Annotated in this window: 21 protein-coding genes and 1 pseudogene; 3 read left to right on the forward strand and 19 right to left on the reverse strand. The window is 49.3% G+C overall.

Features of this window, described 5'->3' with window-relative positions:
* Positions 1–405: 405 nt before the first annotated feature.
* Both EL645_RS32475 and EL645_RS32480 read right to left on the reverse strand, forming a co-directional pair.
* On the reverse strand, positions 406–750 hold the full coding sequence (locus tag EL645_RS32475) for a hypothetical protein (RefSeq protein ID WP_126556615.1): 345 nt from the start codon (positions 748–750) through the stop codon (positions 406–408).
* Entirely contained in the window at positions 680–1,522 is an 843-nt protein-coding gene (locus EL645_RS32480) for an RHS repeat-associated core domain-containing protein (protein ID WP_161977876.1), read from the reverse strand. The genes EL645_RS32475 and EL645_RS32480 overlap by 71 nt, the downstream gene beginning before the upstream one ends.
* Here EL645_RS32480 and EL645_RS39720 point away from each other — a divergent pair.
* Complete coding sequence (locus tag EL645_RS39720; RefSeq protein WP_161977877.1) at positions 1,509–1,808, forward strand: hypothetical protein; 300 nt, start codon at positions 1,509–1,511, stop codon at positions 1,806–1,808. The two genes, EL645_RS32480 and EL645_RS39720, sit on opposite strands and share 14 nt — an antisense overlap.
* Before the next feature lie 222 nt (positions 1,809–2,030).
* Here EL645_RS39720 and EL645_RS32485 read toward each other — a convergent pair whose 3' ends face one another.
* From EL645_RS32485 to EL645_RS45955, 4 genes and pseudogenes are all read right to left on the reverse strand, one after another.
* Positions 2,031–2,228 (reverse strand): immunity protein CdiI family protein, encoded by a 198-nt coding sequence (locus tag EL645_RS32485; RefSeq protein ID WP_126556617.1) that lies wholly within the window; start codon positions 2,226–2,228, stop codon positions 2,031–2,033.
* 79 nt (positions 2,229–2,307) lie between these two features.
* Positions 2,308–2,904 carry a hypothetical protein gene (locus EL645_RS32490; RefSeq protein ID WP_126556618.1) on the reverse strand — a complete coding sequence of 199 codons (597 nt, stop codon included), beginning with the start codon at positions 2,902–2,904 and terminating at the stop codon, positions 2,308–2,310.
* A gap of 1,021 nt (positions 2,905–3,925) precedes the next feature.
* The gene (locus EL645_RS43340) at positions 3,926–4,120 is read right to left on the reverse strand and encodes a hypothetical protein (protein WP_246035650.1); all 195 of its coding nucleotides are present in this window, start codon (positions 4,118–4,120) and stop codon (positions 3,926–3,928) included.
* Positions 4,121–4,178: 58 nt separating this feature from the next.
* Positions 4,179–4,289 (reverse strand): annotated as a pseudogene (locus tag EL645_RS45955) (hypothetical protein); the annotation flags it as partial.
* A gap of 487 nt (positions 4,290–4,776) precedes the next feature.
* On the opposite strand from EL645_RS45955, the gene EL645_RS32500 reads away from it, so the two are divergent.
* Complete coding sequence (locus EL645_RS32500; protein ID WP_126556620.1) at positions 4,777–6,543, forward strand: reverse transcriptase/maturase family protein; 1,767 nt, start codon at positions 4,777–4,779, stop codon at positions 6,541–6,543.
* A gap of 99 nt (positions 6,544–6,642) precedes the next feature.
* Here the strand turns inward: EL645_RS32500 and EL645_RS32505 are convergent, their stop codons facing one another.
* The 11 genes from EL645_RS32505 to EL645_RS39725 form a co-directional block, all read right to left on the reverse strand.
* Positions 6,643–7,608: an RHS repeat-associated core domain-containing protein gene (locus EL645_RS32505; RefSeq protein ID WP_136625331.1), complete on the reverse strand. Its 966-nt coding sequence runs from the start codon at positions 7,606–7,608 to the stop codon at positions 6,643–6,645.
* A complete protein-coding gene (locus EL645_RS32510; RefSeq protein WP_126556622.1) occupies positions 7,563–8,144 on the reverse strand; it encodes a hypothetical protein in 582 nt (193 codons plus the stop codon). The genes EL645_RS32505 and EL645_RS32510 overlap by 46 nt, the downstream gene beginning before the upstream one ends.
* 87 nt (positions 8,145–8,231) lie before the next feature.
* Complete coding sequence (locus EL645_RS32515) at positions 8,232–8,873, reverse strand: hypothetical protein (RefSeq protein WP_126556623.1); 642 nt, start codon at positions 8,871–8,873, stop codon at positions 8,232–8,234.
* Between the two features lie 93 nt (positions 8,874–8,966).
* Positions 8,967–13,964 (reverse strand): RHS repeat-associated core domain-containing protein, encoded by a 4,998-nt coding sequence (locus EL645_RS32520; protein WP_126556624.1) that lies wholly within the window; start codon positions 13,962–13,964, stop codon positions 8,967–8,969.
* Between the two features lie 651 nt (positions 13,965–14,615).
* The gene (locus tag EL645_RS32525) at positions 14,616–15,497 is read right to left on the reverse strand and encodes a pentapeptide repeat-containing protein (RefSeq protein WP_126556625.1); all 882 of its coding nucleotides are present in this window, start codon (positions 15,495–15,497) and stop codon (positions 14,616–14,618) included.
* A gap of 80 nt (positions 15,498–15,577) precedes the next feature.
* On the reverse strand, positions 15,578–16,552 hold the full coding sequence (locus EL645_RS32530; protein WP_126556626.1) for a pentapeptide repeat-containing protein: 975 nt from the start codon (positions 16,550–16,552) through the stop codon (positions 15,578–15,580).
* 240 nt (positions 16,553–16,792) lie between these two features.
* Positions 16,793–17,206 carry a hypothetical protein gene (locus EL645_RS32535; RefSeq protein WP_126556627.1) on the reverse strand — a complete coding sequence of 138 codons (414 nt, stop codon included), beginning with the start codon at positions 17,204–17,206 and terminating at the stop codon, positions 16,793–16,795.
* A 173-nt stretch (positions 17,207–17,379) separates the two neighbouring features.
* Positions 17,380–17,946: a hypothetical protein gene (locus EL645_RS32540; protein WP_126556628.1), complete on the reverse strand. Its 567-nt coding sequence runs from the start codon at positions 17,944–17,946 to the stop codon at positions 17,380–17,382.
* Positions 17,907–18,842, reverse strand: a complete 936-nt coding sequence (locus EL645_RS32545) for an RHS repeat-associated core domain-containing protein (protein WP_161977878.1) — start codon at positions 18,840–18,842, stop codon at positions 17,907–17,909. The genes EL645_RS32540 and EL645_RS32545 overlap by 40 nt, the downstream gene beginning before the upstream one ends.
* A gap of 17 nt (positions 18,843–18,859) precedes the next feature.
* The gene (locus tag EL645_RS32550) at positions 18,860–19,561 is read right to left on the reverse strand and encodes a hypothetical protein (protein ID WP_126556630.1); all 702 of its coding nucleotides are present in this window, start codon (positions 19,559–19,561) and stop codon (positions 18,860–18,862) included.
* A 231-nt stretch (positions 19,562–19,792) separates the two neighbouring features.
* Complete coding sequence (locus tag EL645_RS39725; RefSeq protein WP_161977879.1) at positions 19,793–20,083, reverse strand: hypothetical protein; 291 nt, start codon at positions 20,081–20,083, stop codon at positions 19,793–19,795.
* 72 nt (positions 20,084–20,155) lie between these two features.
* On the opposite strand from EL645_RS39725, the gene EL645_RS32555 reads away from it, so the two are divergent.
* Positions 20,156–20,770, forward strand: coding sequence for a transposase (locus EL645_RS32555; RefSeq protein WP_161977880.1), 615 nt, complete (start codon positions 20,156–20,158; stop codon positions 20,768–20,770).
* A gap of 20 nt (positions 20,771–20,790) precedes the next feature.
* Here EL645_RS32555 and EL645_RS46270 read toward each other — a convergent pair whose 3' ends face one another.
* Positions 20,791–21,333 carry a transposase gene (locus EL645_RS46270; RefSeq protein WP_443090046.1) on the reverse strand — a complete coding sequence of 181 codons (543 nt, stop codon included), beginning with the start codon at positions 21,331–21,333 and terminating at the stop codon, positions 20,791–20,793.
* Positions 21,242–21,709: an IS5 family transposase gene (locus EL645_RS46275; protein WP_246035651.1), complete on the reverse strand. Its 468-nt coding sequence runs from the start codon at positions 21,707–21,709 to the stop codon at positions 21,242–21,244. Before EL645_RS46275 ends, EL645_RS46270 begins: the two co-directional genes overlap by 92 nt.
* Positions 21,710–21,760 lie beyond the last annotated feature (51 nt).

A 21,760-nucleotide genomic window follows, 5' to 3' on the forward strand; every position in this document is an offset into this window, starting at 1 on the left:
TGTACTTGTCAAATAAAGGGAAAAAGAATCTGTTAAATACAGATCGATATAGTAATTCCCGTCCCTTGAATCTAATAGACCTCCATGTGATCAGAAAAAAAGCTCGATACAAGAAAAAGGTATGCTCTATCAGAAAAAAAGCTCGATACAAGAAAAGTATGCCTATCAATGCTTTATGAAAAACATAATTACAATATTACGCATTCAAATATCAAGAAATACGAAATATCTTTATATTTTTAATGAAGCAAGACAGAGCATATCAGATACTTATTCCAAACCAATACTACAAATTACGATCTTAGAATATTTTAAGGGCAGCCATCTTTAAGATTGCACTGTCCCGCATTCCAATCATTTGCCAATGTGTGCGCATCGCTCAAAAGTTGACCGACGCCAAGAACATTATTTCCAGATATGGTTCCCCAAGGTACCAAACCTTTGTGTCGCCAAAGGACCTATAGCCTTCTTTTCTATATATCCTTGTGCTTTCGTAGCTAAATATTTCAAGCCATCAGACAATTTATTTACAACCGAAAAACTCTTAACTAAGTTTAATGTTGAAACTGCACTTACTCCTAACGCAATAACATCTAAAACAACCGCAGCTATATCTACCCATACTTTGACAGCAGGATCAACATACGTAAAAGATGCTAATACGTCTCTCAAACCATCATTAATCAGCCATACAACTCCCGTAATAGCATTTTTTAGAGCAAATCGAGCAATAGCTTCTAACACTGCCATTACAGGATTTCGTAAAATTCAGAAACGCTGTAATTACGATCCCTATTCCAGCGGCAATCTTACCTGCTCCAATTAAAAGCCCCGTCAAATCTTTAACACTAGAAGAAGGTGTTGTTGGCGTTGGTGACGATTTTACAGTATGGTCTGTCGTAACTATATTACAACCACCGTGACACTGCGTACCTCCTCCAGTTGTTGGCTGACTATTTCCATTGGTTCCACTCAACCCACCATTGCTTCCAGGACCACACAGAGCCATATTGTGACAGGCATCATCAACACCACTGACGCCAGGAGGAGGTGAAGGATCAGAAGGTGGTGGCGGCGGCCCAGACCCGTATGTGCAATCACCGTCCGTGTTACATCTGCCATGCCCTGTTGGGTCAGCGAACGTCTCGGGATTGCCTTTCACATATGCAAAGGGATCCAGACCAGACCCATTGGTTTCTACTGTATCTGCACTGGTAAAACGTCCGCTATTCGCATCATAATATCGCGCATTATAGTAGAGCAAGCCCGTCTGGGTATCAAGACGCTGGCCCGTGAAGTTGAAGGGCGAAAGCATGGTGCCGTCGCTGTACCGGGTCGCGCCAAAGGGCGAGAAGAGTTGGACCGCTTGTACCGAGCCATCAGCCCGCAAAGCAATGCTATTGCTTCCTAAGAAGTCTGGCATCAGATAGGAGAAGGTGCCATCCTGGCGCATCGCCACTTTTTGTCCACCTGCACTGTAGTACTTGGTGGTCGAGGTTGTACCGCCGGTGATAGGTGACATCTGTAAAGCCATCGAAGGAGATAGTGTCACTAGTGGTGGTCGTGCTTCCGACGGTGTTGCTGGCTCGTTGCAGCACTCGTTGACCCGAATTGTCATACAGGTATTGATCGCTGGCCACAGTGCCATTGGGCGTGACCCAGGTATCGAGACGGCCCTCGTTGTCGTAGGTCATGATCGCCCCACTTTGAGCAGCATCACAGCCGTGACTCGAGGTGGTGTCGACATTGCGGCAGGTCATGTTGCCCATGGCATCGTAGCTGGCATACAACCGTCTTGTTCAGGTTGATGACGTTGCCCACATTGTCGTAGGTGCGCGTCTGGCTCCAGAAGGCCGTACCTAGACGATTGGCTATATATTATTTCAGCATCAGTTCTTCAAACTCAATATCTCTTCTAACTGCTCTGGTGAATCAAACAATTTCCCTAGCACCTCATCAAAGTAATATACATCATAGTCCGTAGCTAACTCCTGTTTGACTTTCTTCCATAGCTCCACGCCATCTCTTCTTCATGCCAATTCTGATTCAGGAGTCTCGAAGCCAGAAGCAATCGGGGTTTCCATGTTCAAAATCACATCGTAACGATCGACCCAATTATGTAACAGGTTAATCGTCTCTTGTTGCAAAGATAACGATTCTGGTTCAATAAGCCCTTCATCGACATTATCCATCGGCCAAAAAGGAGGGCAGGAATAATCAGCCATCATCTTTATTCTTTTTTTTGTTCGTTGTGCTCTCCAGAATCACTAATACTTGATAAAAGAGAGGAAATATCCTCTATCAGTCTCAGAATTGAGAAGCTTGAGGCGCATACTTTTGTAAATAGCGGGCGAGTAGCTGTAAATCAAGATTAGTTTGTTCGAAATTCCAAAATGCCCGCGGTAATAGAAGCAGACGCGTGTGAGCACTTCCTAACCACCACCGTACATACCATCTAGCAGTTTCGCGGACAGCTATATTACGTTGTAGCCCCTCTTCCAGAGAGCCCTTGATGATACCTTCATGCAAGATTATTACTTTAGAGTTTCCCAAGAAATCATAACTCGAGATATTGGTCCAGGGAGTATACAAACGTTGGCCGAAAGCCGAATAGATTATACCTTGAGGGCACAATTCAAGACGCAAGCAGAGCTGATTTATCAGGTAAAAAGAAGCACCAAGCATAATAGAGATAATAAGAAGAGATATAAAACTTGTGAGCAGAACGATTCCAATCTTTGTAGGGCTCAGACTAATGCTGAATAGCATTATAGATGATACGAGTAATAAAAGTGACACTAAAATTAGTGCAAAATAAGCAAACAGCATAGAAATCTTCCACATAATAGGTGGTCGATAAATCTTTGGTAGTGGAAGCAAAGGGTATATCTCAAATGTATCCATAATCAGTCCTTCTTCTTTCTCGTATGTTCTGGGTACTCTGATCATTCTGGAGGAATTGCGGTATTTAAATATAAGAAATCACGTCTACTTAGATAGTACAATACATATTCTTACTTCAAACAACGTATTGACAAATTGCGTTCCTGTACAGAAACAATTTGCTCTTCCATACGATAGGTATAAAATGTTATGCATTGTTATCTTGCTTCATATCACCTCCTACTTATCATCTATATGAGAGCGCATTTAGACCAGCAACACGTATGATCCTGCTGATCTAAATGCATAATAATTACGAACAACGATACTTATATACTTATTTTATCTGCTTTCTACATTGATCAGGTAAGACAGAAAGGGAGGTTAACATCAACAAGCTCCATTTCCATATTGAGTGCACCAATCTACAATGTTCATGCTGCTCTGTCGGTTCTCTTCCACAAGATCATCGTTTGCTGACGCGTACATGTAGAAAGCACCAAGATCAATTAAACCCGCGATGGCTGGACCTGCAAAGGTTAGTACTAGTTTAAAGGTCATCTCGACTGGACCCAATGATGCATCAGTAGCAATCATAAGAGCCAGAAGCCCATATCTTGCCAACAGCCTTCCACTATATATGGCTCCCATTAGTCCCTCCGCAGTCCCTAGAGCTCTATTTATCCATGATGACATACCCGTGAGCGTGTTAGCCACCCCTTTAACGAAGGATTATTATCCTGTATTAATGCAGTGATCTGAGGTAAGGCTGAACGTAGGAGTAGACCACCAAAATCTATAAAGAGCTGAACCCATCTTATAGTATCTTTTGTACTAAAAAGCATCACAATATCCGCTATCATCTGAAGAACCACTCCCATAAGCATCTTCTCATGATAAGACGTATCAATGCCCTCTTTAAGCATTGTGCTCCGTGTACCAGATGCTGTAAAAGCCCATGAATTACAAGCATCGCTAGCTCCAACACCAGGGTTGCATCCGGCAGTAGTTGGTGGCGGTTGCCGAGTACCACCTGCCGTAACTATGTCACAACCACCATGACACTGCATGCCTGGACTACCTCCGCCAGAATCACCATTGCCTCCAGGACCACACAGAGCCATGTTGTGACAGGCATCATCAACACCACTGACGCCAGGAGGAGGTGAAGGATCAGAAGGTGGTGGTGGAGGCCCAGACCCATATGTGCAATCACCGTCCGTGTTACATCTGCCATGACCCGTTGGGTCAGCGAATGTCTCGGGATTGCCTTTCACATACGCAAAGGGATCCAGACCAGCAGCATTGGTTTCTACCGTATCGGCACTGGTAAAACGGCCACTCGAGGCATCATAATACCGCGCGTTATGTGCGCCGCGGGACGCGGCCTGATATCCCCGATGCAATCGGGAAGAATTTGGAGGAACATTCTTGGATCATCACGCTTACCTGAAGGCGAAAGGCAGAGGGGACAAAAGCATGCGTGAAACGCACTGATGCTTTGAAGATGTTTAGGAGCAGGCGGTGCAAGATCCGCACAGTATGGTCAAAGCTGGATTGCCTGAAGCCCAATTCCCAGAAGGAGGACGCGGTCTCCCATCGATACAACATCTGGACCTCGATGCTCACGCGTAGATCGGTTTTTATAATGGACCAATCTAACTTCCACGCGAGAGACGTTTGGCACTGAGCCATGATAAGGGAATGAAAAGGCGACCTACCCTGTGCTCGATACGTATCAGGTCACCGGAACGCGGGATCACCTACGGATCTTGAGCAAAGATCTAGGGTGACGGAACACCCATAGTACTCACCACAAGATGCGGGTCCATTCCGCAAAGGGGAAGGGGTGTAAGGAGTGTATATACCACGAGACAGAAAGGAGCATGAGATATGCGTTCTTCCGACACTGTTCTTGGTATGCTTCAAGATCGAGGCAAACGAGGCAAACCGGTAGATGATCTCTACCGCCAACTCTACAATCCGTGGCTCTACGTGAGAGCGTACGGACGCATTTACGCCAATGCTGGCGCGATGACTCCCGGCTCGACACCCGAGACAGCCGACGCGATGTCGCTCGCCACAATCGAACAGATCATCGAGGATCTGCGCCATGAACGCTACCGCTGGACACCCGTTCGTCGAAAGGAGGTGCCCAAAAAGAACGGGAAAATGCGGCAACTCGGCTTGCCCACCTGGACGGATAAGCTTCTGCAAGAGGTGATTCGCAGCCTTTTAGAAGCCTATTATGAGCCACAATTCAGCGATGCCTCCCATGGTTTTCGCCCCCAACGTGGATGTCATACCGTTCTCAGCCAGATTCAGCAGACCTGGAAAGGCGTACACTGGTTCATCGAAGGCGATATCACCGCCTGTTTCGATCGACTCGATCATACAGTTCTTTTGAAAATACTGGCTGAAAGAATCCATGACCCACGCTTTCTGCGCTTAATCAAACAGCTGCTTCAGGCCGGATACCTTGAGGACTGGCGCTATCACACCACGCTAAGTGGAGCACCACAGGGTGGCATTGTTTCACCCATACTCAGCAATATCTACCTGAACCAACTCGACCACTTCATGGAAACCCATCTGATCCCACGCTACACGCGAGGGACGGTCCGCCAACATAATCCGGTGTATCAATCTTTCATCAAGAAACGCGCCAGGGCACGCCAAAATGGGGAGCACCGCCAGGCTCTTGCCTACCTGCGCAAAGCCCAACAACTCCCAACGAAGGATCCGTTTGATCCTACGTACCGGCGCCTGCGGTATATCCGCTATGCAGATGATATGCTACTCGGATTTGTCGGATCGCGCAAGGAAGCAGAACAGATCAAGCAGGACCTGGGGAAATACCTGCAAGACGAACTCAAGCTAGAATTATCCCAGGAAAAGACCTTGATCACGCATGCCCACAGGCAAGCGGCTCGCTTCTTGAGCTATGACATCCAGGCCCAATACTGCAACGAGAAACTCTCCGCAGACGGGCGACGGCGGGTCAATGGACATATCGCTCTTCGCGTTCCCATGGATGTGGTGAAGAAAAAGCTTGCGCTGTACCAACGAGGAGGAAAACCACTCCGACGCTTCTCGCTGGCTTCCCGCTCTGATTATACCATCTTGAATACTTTTCAAGCGGAATATCGGGGATTTGTCCAGTACTATCTGCTGGCGGTGAATGTGTCCTGGCTGCACCGGTACCGTTGGGCGGTCCAACAATCCTTGACACACACGCTGGCAGCGAAGTATCACAGCACAACTCGTGCCATGGTCAAGCGGTTCCAAACCCATATTGAAACCCCATATGGACCCATGAAGGGTTTCGAGGCAACCCTGGCACAAAAAGGAGGGAAACCACCGCTGGTCGCACGGTTTGGAGCCATTCCTCTGAGGCGAAACATACACGCAATGCTCGTCGATCAACAACCGCCCACCATCCGCTATGAGCAAAAGGAGGTGATACGAAGGCTCATGACGGGCACCTGTGAACTCTGCCAGATCAAAGATGATCAGTGCGTCGTTCATCAGGTCCGCAAACTGGACGATCTGAGAAGGATGGGACAAGTCCGACCGGAGTGGGCGCAGATGATGCTAAAAAGAAGAAGGAAAACCCTGATCGTTTGCCAACCCTGCCATGCTGCTATCCACGATGGATAAAGAGCAGGCAGAACGATTGAGAAGAAGACACGAATGGAGAGCCGGATGAGTTGGAAACTCTCACGTCCGGTTCGGAGGAAGGGGACGGGAAACGTGCTGCTATGCAGTAACGCGCCAGTTCCCTATCCTACAGTAGAGAAGGCCCGTCTGGGTATCAAGGCGGTGGCCGGTGAAGTTGAACGGCGAAAGCATGGTGCCGTCACTGTAGCGAGTTGCCCCAAAGGGCGAGAAGAGTTGCGCGGCTTGCACCGAACCATCGGCTCGCAGCGCAATGCTGGTGCTGCCCAGGAAGTCGGGCAACAGGTACGAGAAAGTCCCATCCTGGCGCATCGCCACTGTTTTTCCACCCACGCTGTAGTATTTGGTGGTTGAGGTGGTGCTTCCTGTGATGGTCACGTCTGTAATACCATCAAAGGATATGGTATCACTGGTGGTAGTCGTGCTTCCGACCGTGTTGCTGGCACTCTGCAACACGCGGTTGCCCGCATTGTCATAGAGGTATTGATCGCTGGCCACAGTGCCGTTGGGGGCGACCCAGGTGGCGAGACGGCCCTCGTTGTCGTAGGTCATGATGGCTCCGCTCTGAGCGGCATCACAACTGTGACCCGAGGTGGTGTCGACGTTGCGACATGTCATGTCGCCCATAGCATCATAGCTAGCATACTGCTTGGGAACGCTGCCCAGCGTGACCGCTCCGTGTGCTGGGAAGGTGCCATAGGTTTCACTGCCTGAAGGGCCATTGGTTAAGCGGTCCAGTGCATCATAGCTGTAGGATTGCTGATAGGTGCCCACCGTGGTGCCATTGGGGGCCAGGCCACAATGATTACCGCCGGTCGGGGTTCCGGTGTTGCCGGACCACACCAGACGGTTGAGATCATCGTAGCAGAAGGATTGGCTATCCGTCTTGGTGCCATTGGTCGTGGTGGGAACCGTCGTGCTCAAGTTGATGACGTTGCCCACATTGTCGTAGGTGCGCGTCTGGCTCCAGAACGTGGTACCAGAACGGGAAGCCGTACTGGTCAACGGGCGCTGAATGCCGTCGTAGGAGAGGCTCGTTGAGAACACGGGTGTTGGCACACCCGTCGGAACAGCGCTTCCCCAAAGGCCAGGCCTGAGAGTTGTCCCGCGTTGGTGTAGCTGACCTGTCCCACCAGGAAGGTGACGGGATTGGTGACACCAGCACCACCAAAGTAGGCCGAGCGCAGGTAGTCGTTGTTGTCATACTGCGAGGTGACCAGTTCGCCATCGGGATAGTTCAGCGTGGTCAGTTGGCCCGCATCGTTGTAGGACGCATTGACGGTCTGGGTCGTGGTGGTTCCATCAGCGGTTACCGAGAGGCTATTCTGATCGGGGCGTCCCCGCTCGTCGTAGCCGGAACAACGCCAGCCGCTACCGGCGGTCGAGCGGAACGTATCCGCCGCCTCTGTTCCAATCGGATCCGAAGCAAACGAACCGGTGGGTGCCGTACACCTCGATGGGAAAGATACGCTAGCATTGCTGCTATTGTCATAGCTGTCGTAGAAGAAGGTGGCACAAGCACTACTACTACACGGATTGACCGCTGTCGATGTGGTGCCTTTACAGAGCGGGCGATTGAGCACGTCATAGCTTACATAGGTGCTCTGCCCACGTGGATCCTTCTAGCTGAACACAATACTTATCTAAATAGAGATATCAATTGACAGTACTTAGTCTACCACCTTACTTAAAATATTTACTAGATCTTCTAGAGCCTCTTTTGAAAATGAAATTGTACCCAATCCATGGCTACTAAAAAGTAAATTAAAATGCTCATCTATTAAATGAGATTTTTCTAATGTAACGAAGCGTAAAGACAAGCTTTGATTATTACCATATTTCTTATTATAAAGAGGAATACTAATCAAACTAACTAATCCATTATCAGAAGCATCATTTTCTTTATATCTGTACCATCTTCCTACTCCAGATGTTAATAATGATTTAGGGTAATGAAACTTTAGTAGCTCTTCCGCATCCAGCAACTCAAAATATACTCCGTTGTTTGTTTCTTTTTCTTTCTTCAATAAGGAAAACCTAATAAAGTTAAGAAAATTTAGATAATCAAGAAATTTTAATGAAACAAAAGGGCTAGCTAATTTTACTGGTGAAAACATTTCATCTTCAAACATTTCATCTTCGAAATGCATTAATCTCAATACTATTTTATTATCAGAGGAGAAATGAACACCGAATATATCCCAACTTTCGCTATATTTAGTATCAATATTAAAGCTGAAATAATCAAATTTTTCCTCATTGGAAATATCTATCTTAAAAGTACGAAGTAAATTTTCATCTAATTTCTTCATTGCTTGTGCCCCTTTATATATTATCTTAGTGATCTCATTTGTTTCTATTGAAGGGCAAATGAGATCACTAATGGTTAGTAAGCTAAACTGAAATTATTTCAGCGTAGCATCTATTCCCCACTTTGTGGTTGTAAACTTCCATCCTTCATTTAAAATATCTTGTGTGTCCTTCCATATCGTTACTGGAATGTCTGTTATCCCAGCGCGTTGAAAAGCAAACAATCGTCTATTATCAAGAGTATACCACTGACCTAGCAAAAGGTTCTGGCCATTTCCGGTAAATTTATTCCCAGGTCCACCTGTTATATCTCCCGAATTATAAATTTCATTTGTTACATTGAAAACCCTTATGGCTGGAAGATCATCTGGTGTTAGATTTCCAGATTTCAATGCAGCAATATTGCCCTTTACAGTATAAGCACCACCATTTTCTCCTTTAATTCTCCCACTATTAGGTACAGTATCCTGAGTGAAACCAATATTATTAGGGTTCATCCTTGTTGGGTTTGTCTCGGTCCCTGAATTTGTAGGAGTGCTCCCAGAGCCATTGCTTCCACTATTCCCATCAGTACTATTTCCACTACCATCTACTACTCCGGTTGCTCCTGCATCGCCGATCAAGCTTCCTGCACCTGATTCTCCTTCAGGGGAGCCTCCAGATGATCCAAAGTCACCAAACGCACCAATGGAGTTCCCCCCTCCGTTGGCAGCAGAACTAGAACCTCCATCACCCTCAAACCAGCTATTCCACCAATTAGTGATGCTGTCCCACCAATTACTGCCTCCAGTTTCGCCACTACTTGAACCCGATCCACTGTCACCACCATTATCGGTTGAACCTGGTTCAATTACACCACCACTACCACCAGCATCATTACCATCCCATAAGCTATGACCACTTGGATCAATCGCTGTTTCTGGATTACCCCGCACATACGTATAGGTATCTAATCCACTTAGATTTGTTTCAACTGTATCTGCACTGATAAAACGACCACTTTGTGTGTCGTAGTACCGGGCTCCGTAATAGAGTAATCCAGTCTGAGTATCAAGGCGCTGCCCAGTGAAGTTGAAGGGCGAGAGCATCGTGCCATCGCTGTAGCGATTTGAGCCAAAGGGCAAGAAGAGTTGTACCGCTTGCACCGAACCATCAGAGCGTAGCGCTATGCTATTGCTGCCCAAGAAGTCGGGCATGAGATAGGAGAAGGTGCCATCCTGGCGCATCGCCACTATTTGTCCACCAACGCTGTAGTATTTGGTGGTCGAAGTGGTGCTTCCTGTGATGGTGACATCTGTAAAACCATCAAAGGAGATAGTGTCGCTAGTCGTGGTCGTGCTTCCGACGGTGTTGCTGGCTCGTTGCAGCACACGTTGACCCGAATTGTCATACAGGTATTGATCGCTGGCCACAGTGCCGTTGGGGGCGACCCAGGTGGCGAGACGGCCCTCGTTGTCGTAGGTCATGATGGCTCCGCTCTGAGCGGCATCACAACTGTGACCCGAGGTGGTGTCGACGTTGCGACATGTCATGTCGCCCATAGCATCATAGCTAGCATACTGATTGGGAACGTTGCCTAGTGTAACCACTCCGTGTGCCGGGAAGGTGCCATAGGTCTCACTGCCCGAGGGTCCATTGGTCAGGCGATCCAGGGCATCATAGCTGTAGGATTGCTGATAGGTGCCGACCGTGGTGCCGTTGGGGGCCAGGCCACAATGATTGCCACCGGTTGGTGTGCCAGTATTGCCGGACCACACCAGACGGTTGAGATCATCGTAACAGAACGATTGGCTATCCGTCTTGGTGCCATTGGTGGTAGTAGGAACCGTCGTGCTCAGGTTAATGACGTTGCCCACATTGTCGTAGGTGCGCGTCTGGCTCCAGAACGTGGTACCAGAACGGGAAGCCGTACTGGTCAACGGGCGCTGAATGCCGTCGTAGGAGAGGCTCGTTGAGAACACGGGTGTTGGCACACCCGTCGGAACAGCGCTTCCCCCAAAGGCCAGGCCTGAGAGTTGTCCCGCGTTGGTGTAGCTGACCTGTCCCACCAGGAAGGTGACAGGATTGGTCACACCAGCCCCACCAAAGTAGGTCGAGCGCAGGTAATCGTTACTGTCATACTGCGAGGTCACCAGTTCACCATCGGGATAGTTCAGCGTGGTCAATTGGTTGGCATCATTATAGGACGCATTGACCGTTTGCGTGGTCGTGGTGCCATCAGCCGTCACCGAGAGGCTATTTTGATCGGGGCGTCCTCGCTCATCATAGCCCGAACAGCGCCACCCGCTGCCTGCGGTCGCGCGGAACGTATCGGCAGTCTCTTTTCCAATGGGATCCGAGGCAAACGAACCAGTCGGTGCGGTACATCCCGATGGGAACGAGACGCCGGTATTGCTGCTATTGTCATAGCTATCGTAGAAGAAGGTGGCATAGGCACTGCTGCTACAGGGATTGACCGAGGCCGAGGTGGTCCCTTTACACAGCGGTCGATTGAGCTGATCATAGCTGACATAGGTGCTCTGCCCACGCGGGTCTGTCTGACTGAGCAGATTACTATCGCCATCATAGTTGTAGACCCAGTTATTGCCGGAGTCACTATCGCTCATCCCCACCTTGCGTCCCACCCCATCATAGGTCGCGTTCTGGGAGGCTTGCAGGGTGGTCGTAGCATCGTACGTCAAGGTCGCATACAGATTGCCCACGATATCACGATCATAGCGGATCGTGCGCACCACCGCGTAGGACGGTCCTGTCCCTGAGAACACCTGTGTATAGCGTTGATACCCCACCCCATCGGCATAACTCACAGACTGATGATTGTAGGCATCCAGCGTCGTGGTACGCTCAAACGGCAGGGTGGTACTTTGAGTAAAACTGGGAAGCCCCACTCCCACCGTATAGGCGACGCTGGTTGAGAGCTTGATGGTGGTCGCATCCTGATAGGTCGCACTCCCCAGGGGACGTCCCAACCCATCGTAGGTGGTCACGGTCCGCGCCTGTGCCAGGTTGGGCGCGATGTAGCCCGTGCCCGACAGCGACGAGATGGCATAGGGCAGGCTTTTGGTCGTGGCACGCCCCATGGTATCGTAGACCGTGTAGGTAATTAGCGTCGAGGAGATCTTCGGCACCTTCGACCACAGGTTGGGACCGGGCGCTTTGGTCTCGATCAAGCGTCCCTGCCCATCGTACCACTGTTGCGTGGTCACGGTTTGCGTGCCGCCACTGATCTGGCGCGTGGTCGTGTCTAACTCAAGACACGGTGCCGTCGAGCCCTGGGTACAGGTGTTTTTATAGGCGTAGGTGATGGTAGGGCTATCCAGTGTATCACCAGGGGCCGCCACCGCCGTTAGCCGGCCCAGCACATCGTACTGATAGGCCGTACTCTGCCCATTGGCATCTTTGGTGGCCATCAGCCACTGCCCATAGCCTCCTGCTGCCGTGCTATTGTAGTCCGCCTGCACCATCTGATTTTTGGCATTGTAAGCCTTGGTGAGATGGGTGCCAAAGCCATCATAACTGGCACAGGCTGTATATTGAGAAGACCCATTAGTACAGCCCTTATGGCTATCAGGATCGAGCGTGGCCACAGGCGTCCCCGAGGCATCAAAGGTCGCCTGATTAACGACCATCGAACCAGGAGCGTTACAGCCATTGCTGGGATCGCTATAGCCCGTATGATCTTCCGTGCGCGTCACATTCGGCAAGCTCGGCGCTGTATTGAAGGCGCTATTGCCCCCATAGAAGGTGGCATGACACCCATACTGCGTCCCCGAGGCACTCTGCGTCGTCGTTAAAGCGGGTAAATTGGTCAGATAGACCGATCCCAGCGGGTTATCATTGGGATAATAGGGGGAGACGCCACAGTTCGCGACATTGTTATATTTGTAGTAGCAGGTGATGCCACTAGTGGCGATGCCGGGCCCGCTGGTGGAGTAGAAACTATGCTGCTGCGAGGAGCCATCCGGCTGGGTCACATCCACCGTCGAGAAGCTGGTGAACTGCTCGTTGTAGTAGTCGGCATAGTCTTCGTCGTTGACATTGCCCCAGGTATAGCCATAGGTACAATTGGGGCACCAGGTCGCACTGAGCGAGTTGACATAATACTGATATTGCCAGGTCGAAGAGACGCCATTGGTGACCGCGGTGCGCGAATAGACCACCATGCGACTCCAACTGCGATCATCGGCCTGTCCACACAGATTGGTCGAAGAACGGCTGGGATTACAGGTCAAGGCATTATTGGCGGCGCCCCCATCGGTGCCATGCGTGTTGCCATGTGCCTCCGACCAGTTAATCGTCTCATTCCAGCCGCGTCCATTATCCAGGTTCTGGATAAAGTATTTATTATAGGTCTGCTGCCAGAGCCAGCAATCATTGGTGGTATAGCGCGGCGTCCAGCTGGGACCGCAGTTGCCCAGAGGCTGGGCATGATGTGCTGAGTCCGAGGCCTCATAATGCTCGGTTTCCTGGATATAGGAAATATTCACAATCGGAGCATGCAAGGTGCTGTCGGTCCCAAACTCATCAATCTTACGCAACAACAGATAGCCGGCCACACTTTCATTGGCCCCACTGAGTGGATCTTGAAAGGTGCCCGGCGGTTGCTGGTCATAGGAGAAATCGTACTCATTGAGCGCATGGCCATTGGATTGGATCTGAACGTTATTGAGGATATAGTCGCTGAATGCTTTGGGTGCCGGTAGACCATTTGATCCCGAGAGATCGGCTGGCGCATCACAGCGAATGTATTGCGACCAGTTATTACATCCTCCGGTGGTGTTCAAGATCCGATCTGCCTTGTATTCGGCATTAAACGCGATCTTGACCAGAGGATTCCAGGAGCTACATCCCAGCGTCACGCCATTGCTCTGGGCATAATTGGCATTATGGCAGGTGGGATCATCATACTCAATAAACGAGATCACCGAGTCGCGTACATCATGGATGGGTTGATCCTGTTGATAATGCACGCGGATCTGGTTGCCGTAGCGATCCACCAGCAAATTGAGGTCCCAGCGATAGGGATGAAAAGTGCCTTGCGCATCGGTGGCCGATTGGCGCGACTCATTGGTACAGCCAAATTCTTCAATCATGCCATTGGGCAACTAGACGTGCCAGCAGGGTTGTCCATTAAAGTTGACCTGTTGGATCCTGGCTACTCTCACATCTGGGTCTGCGCCAAAACTTGAGACGCTATCGTCACCAGTTGCCGGACGTATTGATTATCTCCACGCACCCTAGGCTTTCACTATGAACGCGCCTCCCCTAGAAACGAGCATCAAACGGACCACCACACCACTCTCAGGGGGAAGTACAACGCTTGAAGCGCTAAGTGATGGCATCTACGCATCTATTCGGCATTCTGACCCTGGTGGAACATCCCGACCAATATGGCCTTTCCACTTTCTTTGTGAGCCCGCCTCAAAAGACCTTATCGAACACTTTCCGAACCAACGCCACTTCTATACAATGCACCTCAAAGATGCCGCTTCGCTCCCGCCGCAAACAAAAAACAGCTCCAAGATGAATCAACAATCAACGCAGTGGATGAGAGAGCGACTCGAAAAATACTTTGCCACAAACGTAAAAGCCAGCTTGGGATAGAAGGAACATGATTGCTGAGTACGCATAAACTACTCCGTTAATAAACCCTGGCGTAATTAAGGCTCAAGAAAGGGAAGTGATTCCTCGCTCTCGGCATATCCAATCGCAGCGAGCGAAAAAGTGCATACTCACAATTCATCCTACTCCTCATCCTCCTCTTTGTCCCATGTCTCCCAATCATCAAAATATAACTTATAATTTGAGGTCAAGAGATCATTCGATCGCGTCACCTGGTCCCAATCCAAAAGGACTCCATCAAACAAGGTATCAGCCACCATTGTCTGCTCGAAATACGCCTTCGTAAGATCAGCTCCTCGAAGGTCAGCTCCCCGTAAATCCGCTTCCTTGAAATCAACTTTCCTCAAATCCATATTTCTCATCAGCACTCCACGCAGATTGGTCCCTTCCAGCGCGGCACCACGAAGTTTGAGATGCATCAAATCAAGGCCATTGCGAGCCTCCAAGAGGTTCGTTCTCGATAAACTGGCCCATCTAAAATCAGCACCAGTCAGATCAGCATCGGCAACATTAGCATCATAGATGGCACATTCACTCGCATGGATTCCTGCAAGATTGGCACCCCGAAGGTCTGAACGTTCAAGTCTGGCTTTGCGGATTGTCGCCTTTCGTAAATCCGCACCACACAACTTCGCATCATTCATAGAAACACTCACCAGAAATGCTCCTCGCAAATTGGCAGAACTCATGTCGACACCACTACACATTCCGGCAAACAGATCGGCACCTTGCAAATCAGCTCCGATAAAAGACGCCTCAATTAAGAGGGCAACACTGAGGGAAGCATCAACTAAGAGTGCTCCATCAAAATTGGCACAAGCAAGATTCATATAATGAAACGTTGAACCCAATGCATCTACATATTGCAATGCATAATTACACGTTTCACCGCCAGAGAGGTCAGATCCACTTAAATCCGGCGTAATGTGTGGATATTGTTGACGCCACGCATCCCAACGCTTATCCTCAAAAAACAGACGAAGATGTTCTGGATTCGCCATCATCGTTACTCCTTCCTGCACACATAAACACAAAGATGTTCTTCACTTCGAGGAAATACAAAAGAGATATAAGCACTACCTGCTTATACTTCATCCCACTTCTGGATGTCTCGCCAGCGTTGGTGTGGCCTTGTATTCCACCGCTTTTGGGGTATCGTACGCGAGGTCAAGAGATCATCGGATCTCGTTATCTGATCCCACTCGAGAAGGGCTCCATCAAGGAGGGCACCGGCAATCATCGTCTGATTGAAGATGGCTCCAGTCAGGTTCGCCCCTCGTAGATCCGCTCCTCGTAGATCGGCGCGTTGGAGATAGACATTCCTTAAATCCATCTCTCTCATGAGTGCTCCACGCAGATTCAGCTCGTTCAGATTTGTCAGGCTCAGGTGTACCTGGGTAAGATCGTTGCCACTTTGCGTATCTAGAATATTAACTCTTCGCATATCTGCTCCTTTCAGGTCAACGCCAGTGAGATCAGCCCCAGCAACATTGGCACCAACAAGCACCAATTCACACGCTTGCGTTCCTGCAAGCGCTGCCCCACGAAGATCAGCGAAACGTAAATCAGCTCTTCTGAGATGTGCTTTCCGCAAATCAGTAGCCCTCAACTGCGCGTACTCCATCTTTGCGTTCACCAGCCATGCTTCCTGCAGATTGGCATGAGACATATTCACCCCTCGGCAACGCCCAAAAGAAAGATCTACATGACGCATGTCAGCAAACGCAAAGGAGGCATTGCAGAGTTGTGCCGAGTTGAGGAATGCATGGATAAAATAGCCTCCATCAAAGTTCATACCTGTCAAATCCATATAACTCAGATCGGCCTCTGACCAATTGACGCATTGTACATTTCTGCCACCCAGGCGGTCAAGAGACGACACATCGCTCGCACGTAAATCTGGCACGATGTCTGGGAATTGCAGACGCCACGCCTCCCACTGCTGTGGATCACCAAATAGCTGCAGATGCTCTGGATTGGCCATCACCGTTGATCCTTCCATTTCACACAAATAGGTCGATAGTATTAACTCAGGTAACATAAGCAGATCGTCGATCATGATCTGCTGCTGGTTATGACCTCACGCAAGCCTTCCCACGGGGAACAGGCAACTAAAGAGTACGAGAACAACACGCCATTGCGATAGCGTACTATCACGCAGATCGTATCCTCAATGGTAATCGGCCTTCCAGAGACGTTCTGATCGCGAATATATTTCATCTCTTGCTCGACAGCCAGGTAGAGTCCACGATTTTCTTCCTTGCCATGGAGCGACAGGGCAAGGTATCTACTATTTCAACTATAATTTTCTTTCCTGATATCTATTCAAAAAAGCCAATCCCGCGAATAGAAAAAATAAACCTAGCCCTACCATCCAGAAGAGGATTTTTATTGATAGCTGCATCTTAACAAATGGCAACGCCAAATCAAAGAAAGGACCAAGTGTTATTGAACCTAAACAAAATAGAGCCAATCCCATAATTATCGAAGGGGAACGATACCCAGGAATATCTAAGCCTTTTTCTCGGGCAATATGATATTTATTAAAGCCGATTGAAAAACACATTACACCTCCCAATATACCCCAAAGGGCACATATACAAGCCAAAATAATTGATGTGCTTATAACATCCAGCATCCAAAGATTAACGACTACTGATAAAACATACCCAACTATTACGAGCGAATAGATAATGTCCTTAATTTTCGCCACAAATAACCTCCCTGGTAATGCTTATGAATAAAAACTACAAAAATGATAAAGTGATGAGCCTTCGAATCATCACTCTATCATTCCACCTTTAAGCAAAACGAAAAGGTGTGCTCTCATCCTCCAATCTAATGATTTCGCAAAATCTTATAGGACATGAGAATCATCTACTTTGTTTATAAACAACGCACCGAGCTATCACCTGCGTAAACCACATTACACTCTTGCCGAGCACCATCATTAGATAATGCATCGATTTGACTGTTTGTACTATTATAGATATCATTAAGTATTGCATTGGATCCGCTTGATATCACAGGAGCGGCAATAGTACTCACAGCCAGACCAATACCCTCGCGTAAAGCTTGCTTTGTTTCATGAATAATCCAAGATTTTATTACTCCTAGAAAACCTGCTTGTGGATCCAGCCAACGTAAAACTGTCCTGATGCCATTTAGAAAGTTTACAGCAACCTTAGTATATCCAACGAAGTCGCTCAACCATTGTGGCGGCTTATTGCCTGTAGCTTTTGTAATATCTACAATTAAAGCTAAAGCATGAGGCAAAAGAGATGTAAGGGCAGTAAAGATAACATCTTGCCAATCATTTCCCCAGTCTGCAGCAATAGCAAGGAAATCTCCTACAATAGATATTCCGTCTCCAACTGCATCCCAAGCAGATTGCTGGCGTGCTTTCCTCTGGTTTAGGTAAGATTCAATGAGAATTTTGTCTGTTCCCCACAAGCGGTATCGCAAGTAGAGCTTGTTGTTGAAGAATTAGATGCAGGAGGAGTACGACTCATACAACCACCATGACACTGCGTACCTCCTCCAGTTATCGGTGGACTACCTCCGTCAGAACCACCATTGCCTCCACCACACAGAGCCATGTTGTGACAGGCATCATCAACGCCACTGACGCCAGGAGGAGGTGAAGGATCAGAAGGTGGTGGTGGTGGACCAGACCCATATGTGCAATCACCGTCCGTGTTACATCTGCCATGACCCGTTGGGTCAGCGAATGTCTCGGGATTGCCTTTGACATACGCAAAGGGATCCAGACCAGCAGCATTGGTTTCTACCGTATCGGCACTGGTAAAACGGCCACTCGAGACATCAAAATACCGCGCGTTATAGTAGAGCAAGCCCGTCTGGGTATCAAGGCGCTGTCCAGTGAAGTTGAACGGCGAAAGCATGGTACCATCACTGTACCGGGTCGCCCCAAAGGGCGAGAAAAGTTGCACCGCTTGCACCGAGCCATCAGAGCGTAGCGTGATGCTGTTGCTCCCCAGGAAGTCTGGCATGAGATAGGAGAAGGTGCCATCCTGTCGCATCGCTACCTTTTGTCCACTAGCACTGTAGTACTTGGTGGTCGAGGTCGTGCTTCCCGTGATGGTGACATCCGTGTAACCATCGAAGGAGATGGTGTCACTGGTGGTGGTCGTGCTTCCTACCGTGTTGCTTGCCCGTTGCAGCACACGTTGATCCGAATTGTCATACAGGTATTGATCACTGGCTACCGTCCCATTCGGGGCGACCCAGGTAGCAAGACGGCCCTCGTTGTCATAGGTCATGATCGCCCCACTCTGGGCGGTATCACAGCCATGACCCGAGGTCGTATCAACATTGCGACAGGTCATGTAGCACATGGCGTTATTTAAGTAAGAGTCCCCTCTCGAATAAAGAGCCTTTCCTCATCATATGTCCATACATGCCCATCAATATTATCAATATAAGCAAATAAGTAGCCTGGTTCAGGCGGTGCTGCAGGAGATGAAGCACTAAAAATCCAGTACGGGGTCCAAAGCCATCGATACAACCCAACGGGACCTAGAAGCTCATTGGGGGCCACGCTTTCATGCCTTTCCTTGATCACTTGCTCGGCGAGCATCTGAGCAGTAGAGAAAGGGAACTGGGGCTCTCGATAAACGGTTGGGATAACATTGGCCCACGCCCCTGCCTCTTGCAGTCTGAAAGCCAGCTTTTGGGCCAGGTTATATGAAAGATCCAATTCCAAGAACGGAAAGTCTCCCCACTGAGCATATTGCTCCTTTGTCATCATGCCATTGACCACGAAACGGGCCTGCAATAGCTCATTGGCCAGACCTGGAATGGCCAGGATCAAATCCTGTATCTGTGGCTGAGTACGGCACACGCGGGATATCACAACGTCATAGGTTGCATAACGCTCGGGCCAACGCGTCATCGGAAGGCCAGCAGTATACGCCTTTGCGTACTTTGCCTTCCTTCGCATGATTGCGGCCTCGTCCCTGAGATGTTCGATATCTTCATGCGACCAGAGATGTCCATCCAATTTATCTATATACACCGTAGCTTGACGGTGAACCTCTCTACCCATAAATTGCCGGCACACTCCTCGATCGAGGATATTTGGCACGAGAGAAAAAGATGTTTCAGCAAATCGCTCTTCCCACTGCCGCGTGAGAGCTTGTCTCGCATATGCAGTTGTTTCCTCAACGGTCAGATGTGGGTGTCGGTACGTTACTGGGAGTTGGTATCCTCTAGCACCTGCAACGACAAGGCATTCGATTAGGGTCTCCTTGCGGGTGAGAGGAAGAAAAAAAGCTCATCATTCGTTGACTTGGTAAGAATAAAAACAGCCAAGTGAGGCGAACGATAAGCGATGCAAAACCAGCATATCATAGAAACAGAGCACGCCCAAACAGAAGGTATTTTGGTCCCACTCGATTTGCCTGGATTTTCCATCCACCAACAGCAATGGCAGGAGGATGGAACGATTTGTGCCACGATCATAGCTCAGGCCTGTCAGGCTTGTTGCCCACAGTGTCAGCACACGTGTACCAAAATCCATGATCGGCGTGCCAGAAAGAAACGAGATCTGCCCTGTCAAACGCACCAAGTAAACCTCATCCTTCTGAAAGGACGTTTTCGTTGTGAAGTGTGCAGCGCTCTTTTTACGGAACCTGATACGATGTGTGGTTGGCGCAGAAGAACAACCAGACGATTTCGGCAACATATCGGTCACCAGGCATTGAAGCAACCACTTTCTGATGTGGGAACGCAGCCGCATGTTGGCTCACGTTTTGTCCAAACCTGCTTTCAAATGGTTCTGGAAGAAGAGCTCAGAGCTCAGGGATGCGGAGAAGATGAAACCGTTGCGCTGGCTTCTCCACGGTTTCTCGGCATCGATGAATTTGCGCGGCGCAAAGGGCATGTCCACGATACTATTTTGTGTGATCTGGAACATGCTAGTGTGCTCGAAGTGAGCGAAGGCCGGACACAGGAAGCGGTGTGCATGGATTCGAAAAACGGTCTCAAGTTGGGCTCTAAAAAAGAGGGTATGATTCTGCGTCATCGCAAACAGCGTCTCTTTTTGAGGGCCAAAGAGGAGTTGACGGAAGAAGAGGAGCAAGAGCGCTCCCAGATTGGCCGGAGGCTTCCCTTGCTGGAACATGCCTGGCAGATGAAAGAAAGCTTGCGTGACTGGTACGCGACAGCCATGCAAGAAACCGCAATTGAGCAACTGGAGGAATGGATTGATCAGGTGAAAGCGAGTGCTTGTGATCCGCTCAAAAAAGCGCTTTGAGCGTGTTTGAAAAGCGAGAGCTAGGAATAAGGTCGCACGAGCCGCCGTAACATGATGCGGCTCAAAGCGACCTGGATAAAGGCCTCACTACATTGAGGCAATCCTTCGTCATCGCGTGCAAGACGTCGGGAATGGGTGATCCAACCAAATGTGCGCTCAACGACCCAGCGATGAGCGCCAGCTTGATATGGTACGGCGGCTGGATACAGCTCCTCGTGAGAAAACTGGGAGAGGTACTGCGCACGTGCCTCACGCTCCTGAATGGTTGGACGCCCTTTCTTCTTCGGCAAGCCATCCCACGGATTGAACGGTTGTGGTCGTTTCACGATTTCCAGAACACAGCCCAGGTGTTGCTGAACCCAGTCAATGAGCGTTCCGCCATAATTGCTATCAGCCCACATGTGTTGCAACCGTGGAAAAGGAATAGACAACGATGAAAGCACGTCTCTTGCTCCCTGCTTATCGCTGCAATCAGCCCCCGTCACGCGAACGGCGAGCAGCAATCCTTGCGTGTCGACGAACAGATGACGTTTGCGGCCCTTGATTTTTTTTCCCCGCATCATAGCCGGTGTCAGAACCACGAATCGCACTGCCTTTGATCGATTGGCTATCCAGGACACCTGCGCTGGGAGTGGGATCACGTCCCATTTGAACCCGTACCTCCTGACGCAAGGTATCCATGATCTGTTGCCAAATCCCCATCTGCTGCCACAGACGAAAATATCCATACACCGTTCGCCAAGCAGGGAAGTCGTGTGGAAGCAACCGCCATGCGCCTCCACTGCGGAGTTGGTACAGAATGGCGTTGACGATTTCCCGTCGCTCGATTTCCAGAGGACGCCCACCAGGCAGTGGATCAGGAATGAATGGCTTCAGCCGTTCCCATTCTGCATCAGTAAGATCACTTGGATACGCGATTCTCCCGCACGTTATTCGCATCGTTTCGCTCCTTTCTGCTTGCCGTGTCTGCTTGCTTTGTCCCTCCTATTC

The sequence above is a fragment of the Dictyobacter kobayashii genome (assembly GCF_003967555.1).
Classification (GTDB): Bacteria; Chloroflexota; Ktedonobacteria; order Ktedonobacterales; family Ktedonobacteraceae; genus Dictyobacter; species Dictyobacter kobayashii.

Excerpts from the sequence above, each read along its gene's own strand:
- EL645_RS32475 (WP_126556615.1), bottom strand. The coding sequence starts at position 750 with ATGGCAGTGTTAGAAGCTATTGCTCGATTTGCTCTAAAAAATGCTATT.
- EL645_RS32480 (WP_161977876.1), bottom strand. The coding sequence starts at position 1,522 with ATGTCACCTATCACCGGCGGTACAACCTCGACCACCAAGTACTACAGT.
- EL645_RS32485 (WP_126556617.1), bottom strand. The coding sequence starts at position 2,228 with ATGATGGCTGATTATTCCTGCCCTCCTTTTTGGCCGATGGATAATGTC.
- EL645_RS32490 (WP_126556618.1), bottom strand. The coding sequence starts at position 2,904 with ATGGATACATTTGAGATATACCCTTTGCTTCCACTACCAAAGATTTAT.
- EL645_RS43340 (WP_246035650.1), bottom strand. The coding sequence starts at position 4,120 with ATGGCAGATGTAACACGGACGGTGATTGCACATATGGGTCTGGGCCTC.
- EL645_RS32500 (WP_126556620.1), top strand. The coding sequence starts at position 4,777 with ATGCGTTCTTCCGACACTGTTCTTGGTATGCTTCAAGATCGAGGCAAA.
- EL645_RS32515 (WP_126556623.1), bottom strand. The coding sequence starts at position 8,873 with ATGAAGAAATTAGATGAAAATTTACTTCGTACTTTTAAGATAGATATT.
- EL645_RS32520 (WP_126556624.1), bottom strand. The coding sequence starts at position 13,964 with ATGATTGAAGAATTTGGCTGTACCAATGAGTCGCGCCAATCGGCCACC.
- EL645_RS32525 (WP_126556625.1), bottom strand. The coding sequence starts at position 15,497 with ATGATGGCGAATCCAGAACATCTTCGTCTGTTTTTTGAGGATAAGCGT.
- EL645_RS32530 (WP_126556626.1), bottom strand. The coding sequence starts at position 16,552 with ATGATCGACGATCTGCTTATGTTACCTGAGTTAATACTATCGACCTAT.
- EL645_RS32545 (WP_161977878.1), bottom strand. The coding sequence starts at position 18,842 with ATGACCTGTCGCAATGTTGATACGACCTCGGGTCATGGCTGTGATACC.
- EL645_RS32550 (WP_126556630.1), bottom strand. The coding sequence starts at position 19,561 with ATGGGTAGAGAGGTTCACCGTCAAGCTACGGTGTATATAGATAAATTG.
- EL645_RS32555 (WP_161977880.1), top strand. The coding sequence starts at position 20,156 with ATGTGTGGTTGGCGCAGAAGAACAACCAGACGATTTCGGCAACATATC.
- EL645_RS46270 (WP_443090046.1), bottom strand. The coding sequence starts at position 21,333 with ATGATGCGGGGAAAAAAAATCAAGGGCCGCAAACGTCATCTGTTCGTC.
- EL645_RS46275 (WP_246035651.1), bottom strand. The coding sequence starts at position 21,709 with ATGCGAATAACGTGCGGGAGAATCGCGTATCCAAGTGATCTTACTGAT.